Genomic DNA, 17135 nt, shown 5'->3' with positions numbered 1-17135 from the left:
TCCGGCTAAAAAACCAGCAGCAAGCGACAATTCCTCATTATTTACTAACAAATGCTGTACATATTTTGCCGATATCTTAGGATCGGCAGTAATAAAGCTTACCCTAGGCAAAGAGTAAAACTGATGGAACTGGAATACGAAAGCAAACGCCCTCTCTACATCCCCTACGCTGGCCCCATTCTGTTGGAGTTCCCGTTACTGAACAAAGGCAGCGCCTTTTCTGAAGAAGAACGCAGTAACTTCAACCTGCACGGCCTGCTACCGGAAGCGATAGAAACCATCGAAGAACAGGTGGAACGCGCTTACCGGCAGTATCAGGATTTCAAGAACGATAACGACAAGCACATCTACCTGCGCAATATCCAGGACACCAACGAAACGCTGTTCTATCGCCTGCTGGATTCGCACCTGAGCGAGATGATGCCCATCATCTATACGCCAACCGTGGGTGAAGCCTGTGAGCATTTCTCCGATATCTATCGCCGCGCGCGTGGGCTGTTCATTTCCTACCCTAACCGCGATCGTATCGACGATATGCTGCAAAACGCCACCAAGCAGAACGTTAAGGTGATTGTGGTCACCGACGGGGAACGCATCCTTGGCCTGGGCGACCAGGGCATCGGGGGCATGGGTATTCCAATCGGAAAACTCTCTCTGTACACCGCCTGTGGCGGCATCAGCCCGGCCTATACCTTGCCGGTGGTGCTGGACGTCGGCACCAACAACCCGCAACGCCTGAACGATCCGCTCTACATGGGGTGGCGGCATCCGCGTATTTCTGGCGATGAATATCACGCCTTTGTGGAAGAGTTCATCCAGGCGGTGAAACGCCGTTGGCCGAACGTGCTGTTGCAGTTTGAAGATTTCGCCCAGAACAACGCCACGCCGCTGCTTAATCGCTATCGTGATGAGCTGTGCTGCTTTAACGACGATATCCAAGGCACCGCCGCCGTGACGCTGGGCAGCCTGATTGCCGCCAGCCGTGCCGCTGGCAGCCAATTGCGCGATCAAACCGTTGCCTTCCTGGGGGCCGGTTCCGCAGGTTGTGGTATTGCCGAGCAGATCATCGCCCAGATGAAATCCGAAGGGTTGAGCGAAGAAGAAGCCCGCTCTCGCGTGTTTATGGTTGACCGTTTTGGCCTGCTGACGGATAAGTTGCCGAACCTGCTCGATTTCCAGAGCAAACTGGTGCAGAAAAGTGCCAATCTGGATCAATGGCAGGTGGAGAGCGATGCGATCTCCCTGCTGGAAGTGGTACGCAACGCCAAGCCGACCGTGCTGATCGGCGTCTCCGGCCAGCCGGGGCTGTTTACCGAAGAGCTGATCCGTGAGATGCACAAGCATTGCCCGCGCCCGATCGTGATGCCGCTGTCCAACCCAACCTCCCGCGTGGAAGCCCGTCCAGAAGATATCATCAACTGGACCGACGGTGCCGCACTGGTCGCCACCGGCAGCCCATTCTCACCGGTAACCTATAAAGACCAGCTATTCCCAATTGCCCAGTGCAACAACTCCTATATCTTCCCGGGGATTGGCCTTGGCGTACTGGCTGCTGGGGCAAAACGGGTCACCGATGCCATGCTGATGGCCGCCAGCCGTGCCCTGGCCGACTGCTCTCCGCTGGCTACCGACGGCCACGGCGCACTGCTGCCGAATATCGATGATATTCAGGGCGTATCCAAATGCATCGCGATGGAAGTGGGCAAAGCCGCTCAGTTACAGGGTGTAGCAGTGGTGACGTCGGAAGAAGCATTGTCTAAAGCCATTGAGCACAACTTCTGGCGCCCGCAGTATCGTATCTACAAGCGTACATCGTTCTAAGTTCCTCACCGGGCCTGTTAGTCAGGCCCGGTTATCACGCCAAGACCAGATTTTGCTGAAAAATGCAGCGTAATACCTGCGCTAAACGGCACGCCGCTTGCGTCTGCCGAGCAGGTAAAGTAGCCTTGAGTCTTACTTTAGCCCTCGTTCGCGCAAGGCATCAACATGTGGAAACGCCTGATAATTAGCCTGTTCATCATCATTTCGGTGCTGATGCTGTCGGCTATCGCGCTCGATCGCTGGATAAGTTGGAAAACCGCGCCTTACATTTACGAAGAAATGCAAACGCTACCACACCGTCAGGTGGGGGTGGTGCTTGGCACCTCCAAATATTACCGTACCGGAGTGCTTAACCAGTATTACCGCTACCGTATTCAAGGGGCGATCAACGCCTATAACAGCGGCAAGGTGAAGTATCTGCTGCTGAGCGGCGATAATGCCCAGCAAAGCTACAACGAACCGATGACCATGCGCCGCGATTTGCTGGCCGCTGGCGTTGCGCCTAGCGATATCGTGCTCGACTATGCCGGTTTCCGTACCCTCGACTCCATCGTCCGTACGCGCAAGGTGTTCGATACCAACGACTTTATCATCATCACCCAGCGTTTCCACTGCGAGCGCGCCCTGTTTATCGCCCTGCATATGGGCATCCAGGCGCAATGCTATGCGGTACCTTCGCCAAAAAACATGATGACGGTACGCGTGCGCGAGATCTTTGCCCGCCTGGGAGCCTTGACCGATCTGTATATCCTCAAGCGTGAGCCCCGCTTCCTTGGCCCATTAATCCCGATATCTGCGATGCATAAGGTGCCGGAAGATGCACCGGGTTACCCGGCGGTGTCTCCGGAGCAGTTGGTGGAGTTGGAGCACAAGCTGGCGGCAGAAAAGCTTAAGGCTCAGCAGCAGAAGAAGAGCTGAAGTGAATGCCCCTCACCCTAACCCTCTCCCAAAAGGAGAGGGAACCGTTCGTGCCACAGATTAACCCCCTGCGTCTGACTACAACACCAAATGCTTAAGCGAGCGCAGCATGGCCACAAATAAACTCCTGTCCCTGAACGCAGCTCCGTTCTGCCCCCTCTCCTTTTTGGGGAGAGGGCTGGGGTGAGGGGGAACAGCGACGACTGGAATAACAATAAGATGGCATCTCTGCCGTGTGACATAGCAAAAGCAAACGGCCAGCAGATGCTGGCCGTTATCGTAAAGCATAAAACAGACTTATTTTTTCTTGGCGTACTTCAGGGAGTCCAGCGCTACCGCGAAGATGATAATGCTACCCTTGATGATGTACTGCCAGTAAGGGTTCACGCCGATATAGGTCAGGCCATAGTTGATGACGGTAAAGATGATCACCCCGGTCACCACGCCCAGCACCGTACCGACCCCACCGGCGAACGACACCCCGCCGACCACACAGGCCGCGATAGCATCCAGTTCATACATAAAGCCGAGGTTGTTGGTGGCGCTACCGATACGCCCCGCTTCCAGTAAACCGCCAAAGGCATAGAACACCCCGGACAGCGCATAAATCATGATCAGGTTCAGCGGGACGTTGACGCCAGAGACTTTCGCCGCTTCCGGGTTACCACCGATGGCGAAGATATTCTTGCCGAAGCGGGTTTTATTCCACAGCACCCAGACAAAGGCGATCGCAATAATGGCGTAGAAGGTGATATATGACAGCTTGAAGTCACCGAATCGCAAGAACCCTTGGGCAAAGGTGGAGAATTTCGGATCGAAACCGGCCACCGGTGAAGCGCCCACGTAATCGTAATACAGGGAGTTAATCCCATAAACAATGATCATGGTGCCCAACGTGGTGATAAACGGCGTCACGTTGAGGTAGGCGATAATCAAGCCGTTGACCAGGCCAATCACCGCGCCCACGGCGCAAACCAGCAAGATCACCAGCGGGATCGACCAGGTTTCCATATGTGGGAACACTTTGTTGACGTTATCCATCGATTGCAGCAGGGTCGCGGCAATTACCGCTGCCAACCCTACCTGACGCCCGGCGGAAAGGTCTGTCCCCTGCGTGACGATCAGCCCGGCCACGCCCAGCGCAATGATAATACGCACCGAGGATTGGGTCAGGATATTACTCAGGTTCATCAGGCTTAAAAAGGTCGGGTCCTGGATAATAATAATCGCCAGTAACACCAACAGGACCAGATAAATGCCACCTTCTTTAAAATAGGTGAACAAGGTTTTTTTATTCAGTGCGCTCATAATTACGATCCTTAAAGATGCAAGGAGGCTAGCCGCAATATTTCATTTTGCGAGGTCTGTTTGGTATTCACAATGCCCGCAACCTGACCATTACTCATCACCAATATTCTGTCGGTAATTCCCAAAAGCTCCGGCATTTCGGAAGAGATTATAATGATCCCCTTGCCCTTCTTCGCCAACTCGGTCATTAACTGGTAGATTTCAAACTTGGCCCCCACGTCGATACCGCGCGTTGGCTCATCCATCATCAGGATTTCCGGCTGTGTCAGCAGCCAGCGGCCAATGATCACCTTTTGCTGATTACCGCCGGAAAGCGAACCGATATTGGTATGGTGGCCCGGCGTTTTCACCCGCATGGCATCGATCACCCATTGGGTGTCGCTTTTCATCCGGCTGTTATCCAGCAGGCCCATTTTGTTTTTGTATTGACGGATATTGGAGATCAGCGAGTTAAAGCCAATATCCAGATAAGCATAAATACCGGTGGAACGACGTTCTTCCGTCACCAGGGCAAAACCGTGGTTGATGGCTTCGTTCGCACTGTTATTGTTGATATTTTTACCGTGCAGCTTGATGGTGCCAGCCACCTTCTCGCGGATGCCAAACAGGGTTTCGACAATGTCGGTACGCTTGGCGCCCACCAGCCCGGCAATGCCCAGGATCTCCCCCTGATGCAGATCGAAAGAGATATCGCGGATCGAAGGCTGGCGCAAAGAGGTCAGGCCTTTCACCTCTAAAATCACCTCACCCGGCGTATTCTGACGATCGGGGAAACGCTGGCTCAGCGAGCGCCCAACCATCATCGAGATAATCTTGTCCATATCCAGCCCTTCCAGCGGCTGGGTGGCGATCCATTGGCCGTCGCGCAGAATGGTGATTTCATCGCATAGCTGGAAGATCTCTTCCATCTTGTGCGAGATATACACGATGCCGCAGCCACGCTCTTTCAGCTTACGGATAATGGTGAACAGATGATTCACCTCCTTCTCGGTCAGAGAAGAGGTTGGCTCATCCATAATCACAATTTTAGCGTTGTAGGAGAACGCCTTGGCAATTTCGATCATCTGCATCTGGGATACCGACAGCGTGCCGACTTTGGCGCGGGGATCGATATCAATATCCAGTTCGTCGAAAATTTCCTTGGTGTCTTTGTACATCTTGTCCTGATCGACAAACAGCCCTTTGGTGGGGTAGCGCCCCAGCCACATGTTGTCCATCACGGTACGTTGCAACACCAGGTTCAGTTCCTGGTGTACCATCGAAACGCCCTGCTCTAGCGCTTCTTTGGAACTTTTGAAATCGACCTCCTGCCCCTGAAACAGAATACTGCCGGAGTCTTTTTTATAAATGCCAAACAGGCATTTTAATAAGGTGGATTTTCCGGCGCCGTTCTCCCCCATTAATGCATGAATGGAGTTTGGACGTACGCGTAAATTCACTTTGTCTAATGCCTTTACGCCAGGAAACGACTTACTGATATCCGTCATTTCCAGTAGCCACTCACGAGAGTTTTCGGCCATAAATAGTCCTGGCTAATTCTGGAACCAGCACTCTCCCAAGCTGGCTTGCAGCAGTGGAGAATTAACGGGTTCTTCTAATAAGTTCCCCCACTGAGAAAACAGTGGGGGCATTTCTCTCTATCTCGGTTTATTTCACGAACTGAGACAGGTTATCTTTATCTACACCCACGTAAGGAATACGCACGATTTTATCGACGATCTTCCATTGGGTGCCGTCAGCAGCAGGTTTGCCCGCGGCCAGGTTCTTCGCCAGATCAAAGGTCGCCTTCGCCTGATTGTCGGCATCGTTCAGCACGGTACCGGCCATCGCTCCGGATTTCACCATTGCCAGTGCTTCTGGCAGGGCATCGACACCAAAGACCGGAATGCTGCTCTTGTTATGAGCTTTCAGGGCTTCAACCGCACCCATTGCCATCGCATCGTTGTTGGCGATTACCACTTCGATCTTGTTGGCATTAGGGCCAGATAACCAGGCGTCCATCTTGTCTTTAGCCTGAGCGGTATCCCACATCGCGGTGTCCATCTGCAGTTGCTGAGTCTTATCGCCTTTTTCATTCAGCGTTTTGATCACGTAGGTGGTACGCGCTTCTGCATCCGGGTGGCCCGGCTCACCTTTCAACAGCACATATTGGATCTGGCCGTCTTTGTTCAGATCCCAGGCCGGGTTGGCTTTCCAGTGTTTGGCAATCAGTTCGCCCTGGATCACGCCAGACTCTTTAGAGTCGGTACCAACGTAATAGGCTTTGTCGTAGCTATCCAACGCCTTGCGGGAAGGTTCTTTGTTGTAGAACACCACCGGGATATCGTTGGCACGTGCCTTGTCAATCACTACCGGAGCGGCGGCTGGGTCCACCAGGTTGATTGCCAGCGCTTTTACGCCTTTGGCAATCAGTACGTCGATCTGGTCATTCTGCTTGGACTGGTCATTCTGTGAGTCATTCATCAGCAGCGTGACATCCGGAGAAGCTTTGGCATCTTTCTCGATCGCCTTGCGCACCACCGACATAAAGTTGTCGTCATATTTGTAAATCGTGACGCCAATGCGGGTATCAGCATGCGCAGCTGCGCCAAACATCATGCTTGCGGCCAGCGCGGCCAGGGTGAAAACCTTCTTATTCATTGTCTGTCTCCGGTTTGTAGAGGGTCGTACTCGGTATTAAGCCTTTAGCCACAATGCACACAGTTGGGCGTGGCAGTTTCAAAAGAATTCCTGTCATCCGTGTTGCTTGTTATTCCTGTGATGCTGTGTCAGCGCCAGATTAAAAGCTTGGCTGGCAAGAGCCTTTGCGCTGGAAAACGACTAGAGCATAGACGGCACTATGTTAATAATCTGTGAATTTTCTCACAGATTGAAAACGGTTACACAATATTAAATGTTCAGAGAGTGACCGAAGCCTCACTTTGCCACGGCGCGACAGAATGGCGGCGTACCAGCGTCGGCATAAACAGGTGTGATGCCTGAGGTTCAAGCTGCCCGGCAGCGCCCTTGAGCGCCAGCTCGGTAGCCAGGGTGGCCATTGAAACGATCGGATAACGGATGGTGGTCAGCTTGGGGCTGGTATAGCGGGCAATCGGGATATCATCAAACCCCACCAGCGAGAATTGCTGCGGCACCGTGATACCGTTTTCTTTCAGCACCGCCATGGCGCCAGCGGCCATGGCGTCGTTATAGGCGAACACGGCGCTCAGGTGCAGGTTGCGGCCCAGCAGTTCAACCATTGCCGCTTCACCGCCTTGCAGGTCCGGTGAGCCGTAAGCCCGCCAGCTATCCGGTGGGGAAAAACCGGCTGCGGCCATCGCCTGGCTATAGCCTTGCTGGCGCAGCGGGCCGTCTTCGATAGGGTGATCGGAGCCCAGATAACCGATCCGCTGATGCCCCTGCGAGAGCAGCAAGCGCATGGCAACTTCAGCGCCAAACACATTGTTCAGGCCAACGCAGCGGTGCTCATAGCCCGTTACAATTCTGTTAATTAACACCATGCCCGGGATCTGATCCATAAAGGCGATCAGTTCCGCGTCATCTAACGCTTTTGCATGAACAATCAAGGCATTGCAGCGTTGACGGATCAGCACCTCGATGGCATGACGCTCTTTGTCCGCCTGATGGTAACTGTTGCCGATCAGCAAATATTTATGGTTTTGCTGCGCCACCGTGTCTACCGCTTTCACTAACGCGCCGAAGAACGGATCGGAGACATCCATCACCACCACGCCCAGCGTTTCACTGCTCTGGGTAGCCAATGCCTGCGCGTTGGCGTTTGGCCGATAACCCAGTTCCGCCACCGCCTTCAGCACCTGTTCGCGGGTCTCTTTGCTGGTCAGGGCACTGTTGTTCAACACTCGCGAGACGGTAGCGACGGACACACCCGCACGCTTCGCCACATCGCGAATGGTGGTTGAATGCACAGAATTCATGAAACGTCCCGAGGTCGACAGAGTAGACAGTGGCGTTATCCTACCCCGTTTGTCATCCTCCTCAGCGTGAATTCCGTCACAGGAAAGAAAACGTTTACATACAATTTTTTAACCTACCTGCGCCAGATCTCATTTTGTCGGCTGACGGAGACTTTCGCCCGCTGCAAGGGACGTCAGCTTGCGCCATAGCCATTCCATCGGGCCCTGTGCGAAGTAACGCAGCCACAGCGTGGAAAACAACAGGTTAGCCAGCCACACCAGGGGGACGACCGCCAATAGCTGCAAACGGTCGAGTTGTTGGTAGAGGCCAAAACGAAAGAACAGCGTGCTGCAAATCAGGGTTTGTAGCAGGTAATTACTTAGCGCCATCCGCCCGACCTGGGTTAACCAGTGGCTGATACGCAGGCGGGAAAGCGTTGGCCAGAAACCGTAGACCAGAGCCAGGTAGCCAATGGCCTGCAACGGCGAGCCCAACTCACGCGGCACCTGCAGCAGAAAGCCACTCCAGCGATACTCCCAATTCAGCTGCCACTGCAGCAGCACACCGGGTAACTGGATCAGCAATGAAAGCGGTATCAGCCAGGCGGCCTGGCGGCGGTAGTAAGCAGGTGAATAGCTGTTACGCAGCCAACCGCTGCGCATCATGCCTGCACCAAACAGCATCAGCCCGGCCAGTTGCCAGCCATACTGCGCACCGATGGCTATCAGGCTGGAAGAGAGCAGATCCAGGCGGCTGCGCCAGGCTTCCGGCCCACCTTGCAGCTTCCAGAACGTCTCATACTGCAATTCGGCCACGCTCGGCTGCCAGAAACTGCCCGGTTCACCATGAGAGATAAACCCTAGCAGCAGCAACACCGCCACACCGATCAGATACAGCACCGCACCGGTTTTCAACAGAGTGAAGGTATTCTGTGCGTCACGGATCATCCGCCAGCACACCAGGCCGATTAGCCCGTAGGCCAGCAGGATGTCCCCATCCCATAAGAAAATAGCGTGCCCAAGGCCAATCAGTAGCAACCAGGATAACCGGGCGCGGATCCAGACTTTGCCCCGCCGTAGCAACAGTTGCAGACCGGCACCAAACAGCAGAGCGAACATGGCCAGGAACTTGACCTGAGCGAACAGATCCAACAGCGCCCAGGTCCAGACATCGCGTGTGGAGGGCATCCCCAGATAGGCGGGGTTGAGGTAGGCGGCTTTCGGCAGGCCAAATGCGCTGATATTCAGCAGTAGAATGCCAAGGATGGCGATACCGCGTACGCAGTCCAGCGTAGCAATGCGTGGTAGCCGGGGAGTTTCGTTAGCGTTCATGTTATTCCGCTGTATTTCAATCAGTAACAAGACCCCTCACCCTAACCCTCTCCCGCAGGGAGAGGGGAACGATCGAGTGTGCTTGAAATTATAGTGATTCACTTTCGATGAGGAGGTTGATTGAGTTTGTATTCTAGTCTAGTAAAAGTAGAAACCCCATTAAGCAGCAGCCTCGTATTCATTTGCTGATATGACCCTTTTGCTTCCAAAAGAGCAGGGACTATCAGCTCCCTCTCCCTATGGGAGAGGGTTGGGGTGAGGGGCAGCTATCAACCGTGATGGTGACGCACCGCACGCAGGAACTCCTGGCGCGTATTCTGGCTGGACTTGAACAGCCCGCCCAGCGACGTAGTGGTGGTAGCACTGGTAGCGTCACGAATACCGCGAGCTTTGACGCAGTAATGCACTGCATCGATCGAGACCGCCACGTTGTTGGTGCCTAGCAGCGTTTGCAACGCCACCAGGATCTGCTGAGTCAGCCGCTCCTGTACCTGTGGGCGGCGGGCAAAGAACTGCACGATGCGGTTGATTTTCGACAGGCCAATCACCGAGTCTTTAGGAATATACGCCACGGTGGCTTTACCATCGATGGTGACGAAGTGATGTTCGCAGGTGCTGGTCAAGGTAATATCACGCACCGTCACCATTTCGTCCACTTTCATCTTGTTTTCGATGACGGTGATCTTCGGGAAGTTGGCGTAATCCAGGCCGGAGAAGATCTCATCGACATACATTTTCGCAATACGGTGCGGCGTTTCTGCCAGGCTGTCGTCGGACAGATCAAGGTTCAACAGCTGCATGATTTCAGTCATGTGCTCTTTGATACGGCGCTTGCGCGTCTCGCGATCCAACACTTCCCCACATAGCGGGGTTTCCAGGCCGCGCGCTTCAAGCGCCGCGTGCACCAGTACAGCTTCATTACTTAACGATGTCATGGCGATGTATCTCCAGCAGGCTGGCCCCAACAATATACCCGTCGTCTTTCAAATTGCAGCGTTGTTATCTGCTGCTGGTTACTCGCCCGGATTGGTTAGGGCGCCGTATACAGCGCCCCTACAAATACAGGGGGGGAGCTAACTGCAGCTTGAAAGACGACGGATAGATAACGTGAACCCGATCAATATTTTCCCCCACTCTAGATGAGAGTGAGACGTTTATCCAGTGATTGTGTTTCATCCCGGTATGAAAAATCCGCATCCAGCCCGTAGCAGGCTGGCTGCGGCTATTCCACATTTTTTGTATGTATTTTACTCAAGATAATGTTGGCTTGCTGGCCGTGGCCCGCGCCGGGGTATTGATCACCAGCACGCCGGCGATCAACAGCCCTAGTACCGCCACATATAGCGCGGGTTCCAGGCGATGCGTCAGCGCCGTTGACACCGCCGAGAGCATCGGGCCAACCAACTGGCCGATGGCATACCCCGTGGTCAACAGCCCGGCCATATAGCGTGCGTGATTCGGAGCCAACTCCCTACCGTGCTGGATAGATAGTTGGACCACGCTGAGGAATCCACCGCCGGTTAGCATGGCCCCGAGTGCCAGGCCGGTAACGCCGGGCACCACTTCGGCACAAAGCACGCCCAGAGCCTGTACCCACAGCGTGATTGCCAGGCGGGTCTGCGTGGTGAGCCGATGACGGGTTGCAATCCCGATGATAATCCCCAGCACCGCCGCACCGCCAAAAATCGGCCAGACAAACTGGGCGAACAGGCTGTCAGGGAAACGGGCCGCCGCCATCTGTGACAGGAAGGTCGCAGGCAGGATATAGCCAAAGCCCGCCAGGCTGTAGCTCCACACCAGGCGCTTCAATGCCGGTGTGAGTACCAGCGGCTCAGGCTTCACATCGGGACGATGCAGCTCCCCTGCCCTTGGCAAATTAATGCTGATCGCGGCAATTAACACCAACGCCAATGCACCATACACCAGCCAGGCCTGTGAAGCGCTCAAGCCCCAGCTGTTGATCGCCACCGCCAGCATGCCGCTGATGAATATCCCGGCCCCAGGCCCGGCAAAGACCGCAGCACTTAGCGCGGGACGGCCATAATGCGCCAACCGCTCGTTAGTCCAGGCCGCCACCAGCACCATCGACCAACCGCTGGCCCAGCCAATCGCAAAGCGCACTGCACCGTGCAGCCACTCCCCCGACACCAAGGCAGACAGCAGCGTCAGCGCTACCGCTCCCCATACGCCAAGCCACAGGCGGCGCTCCACATGGCGGCTGGCACGCATCGCATCATAGGCACCGCACAGGTAACCCAGGTAGTTGACCGCCGCCACCAGCCCGGCCCCCGTCAGGGTGAACTGGTGCTCAGCAATCATCAGCGGCACCTGCGGGGTAAAGGCAAACCGGCCAATCCCCATCGCCACGATCAAAGCAATAAAACCACTCAAGGCTATTTTTAGCGCCATCGCTGTATCCAACCTGTTAAAAGAAAGTTGCGGCTAGCATGCCGCAGTATTACACTCACAAAAACTGAATAATACTCATCAAGTTCATCACGAAAAGAGAAGGCTATGGATCTCACCCAACTGCGCATGTTCTGCTGCGTGGCCGAAACCGGCTCCGTCGCCCGTGCCGCCGAGCAACTGCACCGCGTGCCGTCAAACTTGACCACGCGCCTGCGTCAGCTCGAGCAGGAACTGGGCACCGATCTGTTTATCCGTGAGAAGCAGCGTCTGCGCCTCTCGCCGATGGGCCATAATTTTCTCTGCTACGCCCACCGCATTCTGGCGCTGAGTGAAGAAGCCATGAGCATCACCCATGCCGGGGAACCGGCCGGTAACTTTGCGCTTGGCTCGATGGAAAGCACCGCCGCCACCCGGCTACCTACCTTGCTGGCAGCTTATCATCAGCGATTTCCGCAGGTTTCCCTTTCGCTGGCTACCGGCACCTCAGGAGAAATCATCGAGCGTGTACGCGCGGGAACCTTGGCTGCCGCCCTGGTAGATGGCCCGTTGCAGCATGATGAACTGAACGGTTGCGTCGCTTTCCCCGAGCGGATGGTGGTGATCACCTGCCTGGATCATCCGCCCATTCACAGCGCCCAGGATGTCAAAGGGGAAACCCTGTTTGCCTTCCGCGCCAGCTGCTCTTATCGCCTGCGCCTGGAGTCCTGGTTCAAGCGTGACGGTTCATTGCCAGGCACCATCATGGAGATCCAGTCTTATCACTCCATGCTGGCCTGCGTGGCCAGCGGTGCCGGGCTGGCGATGATCCCGTATTCGGTGCTCAACCTGCTGCCCGGCTACAAACGGGTCAAAGTTCATTCACTCCCTGCCGACATTACCGAAACTGCCACCTGGCTGTTATGGCGGCGTGATGCGTTTGGGCCAAACGTCCGCGCGTTAAAACAACTGATTATAGAACAGGCTGAAAGTACGGAGATGGATGCAGAATCCATCCTCCTGACAGAGTAGCCAAAATCTGCACCACTAGAATTTAATGAGGAGAGAATCATGGAATTTATCAAAACCCGTGCTGCCGTAGCTTGGGGCCCGAACCAGCCGCTGAAGATTGAAGAAGTCGATCTGATGCCGCCACAGAAAGGTGAAGTGCTGGTGCGCATCGTCGCTACCGGCGTTTGCCATACCGATGCCTATACCCTGTCAGGCAAAGATCCAGAAGGCGTGTTCCCGGCGATCCTGGGCCACGAAGGTGGCGGCATAGTCGAAGCGATCGGCGAAGGCGTGACCAGCGTGGCCGTCGGCGACCACGTGATCCCGCTGTACACCCCAGAATGCGGCGAGTGCAAATTCTGTAAATCCGGCAAAACCAACCTGTGCCAGGCCATCCGCGCTACTCAGGGCAAGGGCCTGATGCCAGATGGCACCACCCGCTTCTTTAAAGACGGCAAGCCGATTTTCCATTACATGGGCACCTCCACCTTTGCTGAACGCACCGTAGTACCAGAAATCTCACTGGCAAAAATCAGCAAAGAAGCGCCGTTGGAAGAAGTTTGTCTGCTTGGCTGTGGCGTCACCACCGGCATGGGTGCGGTGATCAACACCGCCAAGGTCAAGGCTGGCGATACCGTGGCGATTTTCGGCCTGGGCGGCATCGGGCTGTCGGCGATTATCGGGGCTCAGATGGCCGGTGCCAGCCGCATCATCGGTATCGATCTCAACACCAGCAAGTTCGAGCTGGCTCGTAAGCTGGGTGCGACCGATCTGATCAATCCAAAAGATTACGATAAACCAATTCAAGACGTTATCGTCGAGCTGACCGACGGCGGCGTCGACTTCTCCTTTGAATGTATCGGCAACGTCAACGTGATGCGTTCTGCACTGGAGTGCTGCCACAAGGGTTGGGGTGAGTCGGTCATTATCGGCGTTGCCGGTGCCGGTGAAGAGATCGCGACCCGTCCGTTCCAACTGGTGACTGGCCGCGTCTGGCGCGGTTCCGCCTTTGGTGGCGTGAAAGGCCGTAGCCAACTGCCGGGGATCGTGCAGCGTTATCTGGACGGCGAGTTCGCACTGAACGACTTTATCACTCATACCATGGGGCTGGAGCAGATCAACGAAGCGTTCGATCTGATGCATGAAGGCAAATCGATCCGTTCCGTGATCCATTTCGATAAATAAGCCAGGAGGCAGAGGATGACGATGTCATTAGAACTTCTCGAAGAGCACCGCATGTTCGGTGGTTGGCAACAACGTTACCGTCACGCGGCGCAGAGCCTGAATTGCAACATGACGTTCAGTATCTATCTGCCACCACCGCGCGACGATAACCCGCCGCCGGTGCTGTATTGGCTGTCGGGGCTGACCTGCAATGATGAAAACTTCACGTTGAAGGCCGGTGCCCAGCGCATTGCCGCAGAATTAGGGTTGGTGCTGGTGATGGCGGATACCAGCCCACGCGGCGATGAGGTGCCGAATGACGAAGGTTACGATCTGGGCCAGGGGGCGGGGTTCTACCTCAATGCCACTCAGGCACCTTGGGATCAACACTTTCGCATGTATGACTACATCAGCGATGAGCTGCCAGCGCTGATCAAGCAGCATTTCAGCGTCAGCGATCGGCAATCCATTGCGGGCCACTCGATGGGCGGCCATGGTGCGTTAATGATGGCAATGCGTAATCCGCAGCGTTTTCGTTCGGCATCGGCCTTTGCACCGATCGTCAATCCTTGCCAGGTGCCTTGGGGCCGTAAAGCCTTTGCGGCCTATCTGGGGGATGATGAAACGCAGTGGCTGCACTATGACAGTTGCCATTTGCTGGCCAGCGGGGCGGAGCAGTTGCCGATGTTGATTGACCAAGGAGATGGGGATCAGTTTCTGGCGGATCAGCTGCAACCGGCCAAGCTGGCGGAGTTGGCACGCCAGCGTGACTGGCCGTTAACCCTGCGCATTCAACCGGGTTACGACCACAGCTACTTCACCATCGCTACCTTTATCGAAGATCATCTGCGTTTTCATGCCGAGCATCTGTTCCGCTGAGTGAGTTGCTCCTCTCCTTTTTGAGGAGAGGGGCTACCCTTTCAGTTTCGGATCTAATGCATCACGTAATCCATCGCCTAGAAGGTTAAACGCCAATACGGTGAAGAAGATTGCCAGGCTGGGGAAGATCGCCACATGCGGGGCTATCACCATATCCGCCCGCGCTTCATTGAGCATCGCGCCCCATTCCGGCGTTGGCGGCTGCGCCCCCAATCCCAAGAATGACAGGCTGGCGGCGGTAATGATTGAAGTACCGATACGCATGGTGAAATAGACCACGATCGACGAGATGGTGCCCGGCAAGATATGCCGCAGAATGATGGTCCAGTCCGAAGCGCCGATGCTGCGCGCCGATTCAATGTAGGTCAGATGCTTCAGCACCAGAGTATTGCCACGCACCAGGCGAGCAAACGCCGGAATGCTGAAGATGGCCACGGCGACAATCACGTTTGCCATGCCGCTGCCCATGATCGCCACCACGCCAATCGCCAGCAGAATACCGGGGAAGGCAAACAGCACGTCGCTGATGCGCATAACGATGCGATCCCACCAGCCTTCGTAATAGCCCGCCAAGAGCCCAAGCACCGTGCCAATCACGCTGCCAACCAGCACCGAGAACACCCCCGCAGCCAAAGAGATCCGCGCGCCCATCAGAATACGGCTGAAAATATCCCGGCCCAACGAATCTACCCCGAGCCAGTGCACCAGCGAAGGCCCTTCATTGAGCCGGTCGTAATCAAAGAAGTTTTCCGCATCATAAGGCACCAGATGCGGTGCCAGCAGCGCAGCGGCCACCAGCAGCAACACAAACACGCCGGCCACCATTGCGACCTGCTGGCGACGAAAGCGCCGCCAGAACTCATGCCAAGGCGTACGCACCGCGTTGGGATTAATCACCGGCATTGCCTTGAGCGCGGCATTACGCCGCCAATACTTCATCATACGGCCTGCCTATTGATAACGAATCGAAGGGTTGATGGCCGCATACAGCATATCCACCAACAGATTGATCAGAATAAATTCCAGCGAGAACAGCAGCACTTCGGCCTGGATCACCGGGTAATCGCGCATTTCTACCGAATCCACCAGCAAGCGCCCCAACCCCGGCCAGTTAAACACCTTCTCGACCACGATTGAGCCGCCCAGCAGGAAACCAAACTGTAGGCCCATCATGGTGATCACCGGGATCATGGCGTTGCGTAGCCCGTGCTTGACGATCACCAATGACTCCGGCACGCCCTTGGCGCGGGCGGTGCGCATGTAATCTTCCTGCATCACCTCAACGAACGAGGCTCGGGTGAAGCGGGCCATCACCGCCGCTACCGCAGCACCCAGCGTGATTGAAGGCAGGATGTAATGCTGCCAGGTATCCGCTCCCACCGTCGGCAGCCAGCCGAGATTGACTGAGAACACCTGCATCAGCAGCATCCCCAACGCAAAGGCCGGGAAAGAGATACCCGACACGGCCAGCGTCATCCCCACCCGGTCCGGCCAGCGGTTGCGCCACACGGCGGAAATCATGCCGATCGCCATGCCAAAAATCACCGCCCACACCATGCTGGCGATGGTCAGCCAGAAGGTTGGCATAAAGCGCGAGGCGATCTCTGCACTGACCGGGCGTTTGGACACCATCGACGTGCCGAAATCACCCTGCAAAATATTGACAAAGAAATGCACAAACTGCTGTGGCAACGGCTTGTCCAGCCCCAGATCCTGACGCACCAACTGGACGACGGCTTCATCTGCCTCCGGCCCCGCGGCCAACCGCGCCGGATCGCCCGGCAGCATATGGACAAACAAGAACACCAGCACGGCCACGATCAGCAGCGTCGGGATCAGGCCCAGCAGGCGTTTTAGAAAATAATTAAGCATTCCCCTCACCCTAACCCTCTCCCACAGGGAGAGGGGACTGAATGTGCTACTGATTAAGTTCCGTTGTTAACCTCACCACCGGAACAGTGCCATAAATTAACGCCTGTAAATGTTCACAACACCCATCCGCTCTCTCCCACAGGGAGAGGGGACTGAATGTGCTACTAATTAAGTTCCGTTGCTAACCTCACCACCGGAACAGTGCCATAAATTAACGCCTGTAAATGTTCACAACACCCATCCGCTCTCTCCCACAGGGAGAGCAGCTGTGTTTAAAGTCAACGGGTGATGATTAATTTGTCACCCATTTTTTATTATCCCGCAGCATCGCATTCAGGATAGTTAGCAGCTTTCTCACACAAGCCGTCACCGCCACCTTGAACGCTTTCCCACGCCCTATCAGGCGTTCGTAGAACGCCCGGATTGTCGGGTTGTACCGCACTGCTGACAAGGTCGCCATGTACAGCGCTGAACGCACTGCACTTCGCCCTCCCCAGATACTTCGCTTCCCTTTCATTTTTCCACTGTCGT

The 17135-nt window shown here is 55.4% G+C and carries 15 protein-coding genes; 5 read left to right on the top strand and 10 right to left on the bottom strand.

The features are described 5' to 3' along the window. Positions 1-123: 123 nt before the first annotated feature. A complete protein-coding gene (locus IMQ33_RS01180) occupies positions 124-1821 on the top strand; it encodes an NAD-dependent malic enzyme (protein ID WP_021805059.1) in 1698 nt (565 codons plus the stop codon). Between the two features lie 165 nt (positions 1822-1986). Further along, positions 1987-2739 carry an outer membrane permeability protein SanA gene (sanA, locus tag IMQ33_RS01175; RefSeq protein WP_074028798.1) on the top strand — a complete coding sequence of 251 codons (753 nt, stop codon included), beginning with the start codon at positions 1987-1989 and terminating at the stop codon, positions 2737-2739. Positions 2740-3036: 297 nt separating this feature from the next. On the opposite strand, the gene mglC is transcribed toward sanA, so the two are convergent. From mglC to IMQ33_RS01140, 7 genes are all read right to left on the bottom strand, one after another. Further along, the gene (gene mglC, locus IMQ33_RS01170) at positions 3037-4047 is read right to left on the bottom strand and encodes a galactose/methyl galactoside ABC transporter permease MglC (RefSeq protein WP_021805061.1); all 1011 of its coding nucleotides are present in this window, start codon (positions 4045-4047) and stop codon (positions 3037-3039) included. Between the two features lie 11 nt (positions 4048-4058). Further along, positions 4059-5567, bottom strand: coding sequence for a galactose/methyl galactoside ABC transporter ATP-binding protein MglA (gene mglA, locus IMQ33_RS01165; RefSeq protein WP_024528554.1), 1509 nt, complete (start codon positions 5565-5567; stop codon positions 4059-4061). Between the two features lie 127 nt (positions 5568-5694). Beyond that, the gene (gene mglB, locus IMQ33_RS01160) at positions 5695-6687 is read right to left on the bottom strand and encodes a galactose/glucose ABC transporter substrate-binding protein MglB (protein WP_021180577.1); all 993 of its coding nucleotides are present in this window, start codon (positions 6685-6687) and stop codon (positions 5695-5697) included. 257 nt (positions 6688-6944) lie between these two features. Next, positions 6945-7982: an HTH-type transcriptional regulator GalS gene (galS, locus tag IMQ33_RS01155; protein ID WP_161711791.1), complete on the bottom strand. Its 1038-nt coding sequence runs from the start codon at positions 7980-7982 to the stop codon at positions 6945-6947. Positions 7983-8111: 129 nt separating this feature from the next. Next, complete coding sequence (yeiB, locus tag IMQ33_RS01150) at positions 8112-9293, bottom strand: DUF418 domain-containing protein YeiB (protein WP_098927983.1); 1182 nt, start codon at positions 9291-9293, stop codon at positions 8112-8114. Between the two features lie 269 nt (positions 9294-9562). Further along, positions 9563-10228 (bottom strand): GTP cyclohydrolase I FolE, encoded by a 666-nt coding sequence (folE, locus tag IMQ33_RS01145; RefSeq protein WP_065686896.1) that lies wholly within the window; start codon positions 10226-10228, stop codon positions 9563-9565. Between the two features lie 316 nt (positions 10229-10544). Beyond that, entirely contained in the window at positions 10545-11702 is a 1158-nt protein-coding gene (locus IMQ33_RS01140; protein ID WP_065686895.1) for a YbfB/YjiJ family MFS transporter, read from the bottom strand. A gap of 105 nt (positions 11703-11807) precedes the next feature. On the opposite strand from IMQ33_RS01140, the gene IMQ33_RS01135 reads away from it, so the two are divergent. Genes IMQ33_RS01135 through fghA form a run of 3 tightly spaced genes read left to right on the top strand, consistent with a single transcriptional unit; the run spans position 11808 to position 14732 of the window. Next, positions 11808-12710, top strand: a complete 903-nt coding sequence (locus tag IMQ33_RS01135; protein WP_161711789.1) for a LysR family transcriptional regulator — start codon at positions 11808-11810, stop codon at positions 12708-12710. Positions 12711-12749: 39 nt separating this feature from the next. After that, positions 12750-13874, top strand: a complete 1125-nt coding sequence (locus IMQ33_RS01130; protein ID WP_024485753.1) for an S-(hydroxymethyl)glutathione dehydrogenase/class III alcohol dehydrogenase — start codon at positions 12750-12752, stop codon at positions 13872-13874. A 15-nt stretch (positions 13875-13889) separates the two neighbouring features. Next, complete coding sequence (gene fghA, locus IMQ33_RS01125) at positions 13890-14732, top strand: S-formylglutathione hydrolase (RefSeq protein ID WP_065686893.1); 843 nt, start codon at positions 13890-13892, stop codon at positions 14730-14732. A gap of 33 nt (positions 14733-14765) precedes the next feature. On the opposite strand, the gene gsiD is transcribed toward fghA, so the two are convergent. The 3 genes from gsiD to IMQ33_RS01110 form a co-directional block, all read right to left on the bottom strand. Beyond that, positions 14766-15671 carry a glutathione ABC transporter permease GsiD gene (gene gsiD, locus IMQ33_RS01120; protein WP_025119541.1) on the bottom strand — a complete coding sequence of 302 codons (906 nt, stop codon included), beginning with the start codon at positions 15669-15671 and terminating at the stop codon, positions 14766-14768. 12 nt (positions 15672-15683) lie between these two features. Further along, entirely contained in the window at positions 15684-16604 is a 921-nt protein-coding gene (gsiC, locus tag IMQ33_RS01115; RefSeq protein WP_024531414.1) for a glutathione ABC transporter permease GsiC, read from the bottom strand. Between the two features lie 292 nt (positions 16605-16896). After that, a partial coding sequence (locus tag IMQ33_RS01110) for a transposase (RefSeq protein ID WP_196067741.1) occupies positions 16897-17135 on the bottom strand: 239 nt, incomplete at its 5' end.

Source organism: Serratia sp. Res13-Sevr-LER1-36-b (assembly GCF_015673035.1).
GTDB classification, from domain to species: Bacteria; Pseudomonadota; Gammaproteobacteria; order Enterobacterales; family Enterobacteriaceae; genus Chania; species Chania fonticola_C.
The sequence above is the reverse complement of the archived record's forward strand: the minus strand, read 5'-3'. Positions and strand labels throughout refer to the sequence as shown.

Coding starts and splice junctions, on each gene's coding strand:
- IMQ33_RS01180 (WP_021805059.1), top strand. CDS start 124: ATGGAACTGGAATACGAAAGCAAACGCCCTCTCTACATCCCCTACGCT.
- sanA (WP_074028798.1), top strand. CDS start 1,987: ATGTGGAAACGCCTGATAATTAGCCTGTTCATCATCATTTCGGTGCTG.
- mglC (WP_021805061.1), bottom strand. CDS start 4,047: ATGAGCGCACTGAATAAAAAAACCTTGTTCACCTATTTTAAAGAAGGT.
- mglA (WP_024528554.1), bottom strand. CDS start 5,567: ATGGCCGAAAACTCTCGTGAGTGGCTACTGGAAATGACGGATATCAGT.
- mglB (WP_021180577.1), bottom strand. CDS start 6,687: ATGAATAAGAAGGTTTTCACCCTGGCCGCGCTGGCCGCAAGCATGATG.
- galS (WP_161711791.1), bottom strand. CDS start 7,982: ATGAATTCTGTGCATTCAACCACCATTCGCGATGTGGCGAAGCGTGCG.
- yeiB (WP_098927983.1), bottom strand. CDS start 9,293: ATGAACGCTAACGAAACTCCCCGGCTACCACGCATTGCTACGCTGGAC.
- folE (WP_065686896.1), bottom strand. CDS start 10,228: ATGACATCGTTAAGTAATGAAGCTGTACTGGTGCACGCGGCGCTTGAA.
- IMQ33_RS01140 (WP_065686895.1), bottom strand. CDS start 11,702: ATGGCGCTAAAAATAGCCTTGAGTGGTTTTATTGCTTTGATCGTGGCG.
- IMQ33_RS01135 (WP_161711789.1), top strand. CDS start 11,808: ATGGATCTCACCCAACTGCGCATGTTCTGCTGCGTGGCCGAAACCGGC.
- IMQ33_RS01130 (WP_024485753.1), top strand. CDS start 12,750: ATGGAATTTATCAAAACCCGTGCTGCCGTAGCTTGGGGCCCGAACCAG.
- fghA (WP_065686893.1), top strand. CDS start 13,890: ATGACGATGTCATTAGAACTTCTCGAAGAGCACCGCATGTTCGGTGGT.
- gsiD (WP_025119541.1), bottom strand. CDS start 15,671: ATGAAGTATTGGCGGCGTAATGCCGCGCTCAAGGCAATGCCGGTGATT.
- gsiC (WP_024531414.1), bottom strand. CDS start 16,604: ATGCTTAATTATTTTCTAAAACGCCTGCTGGGCCTGATCCCGACGCTG.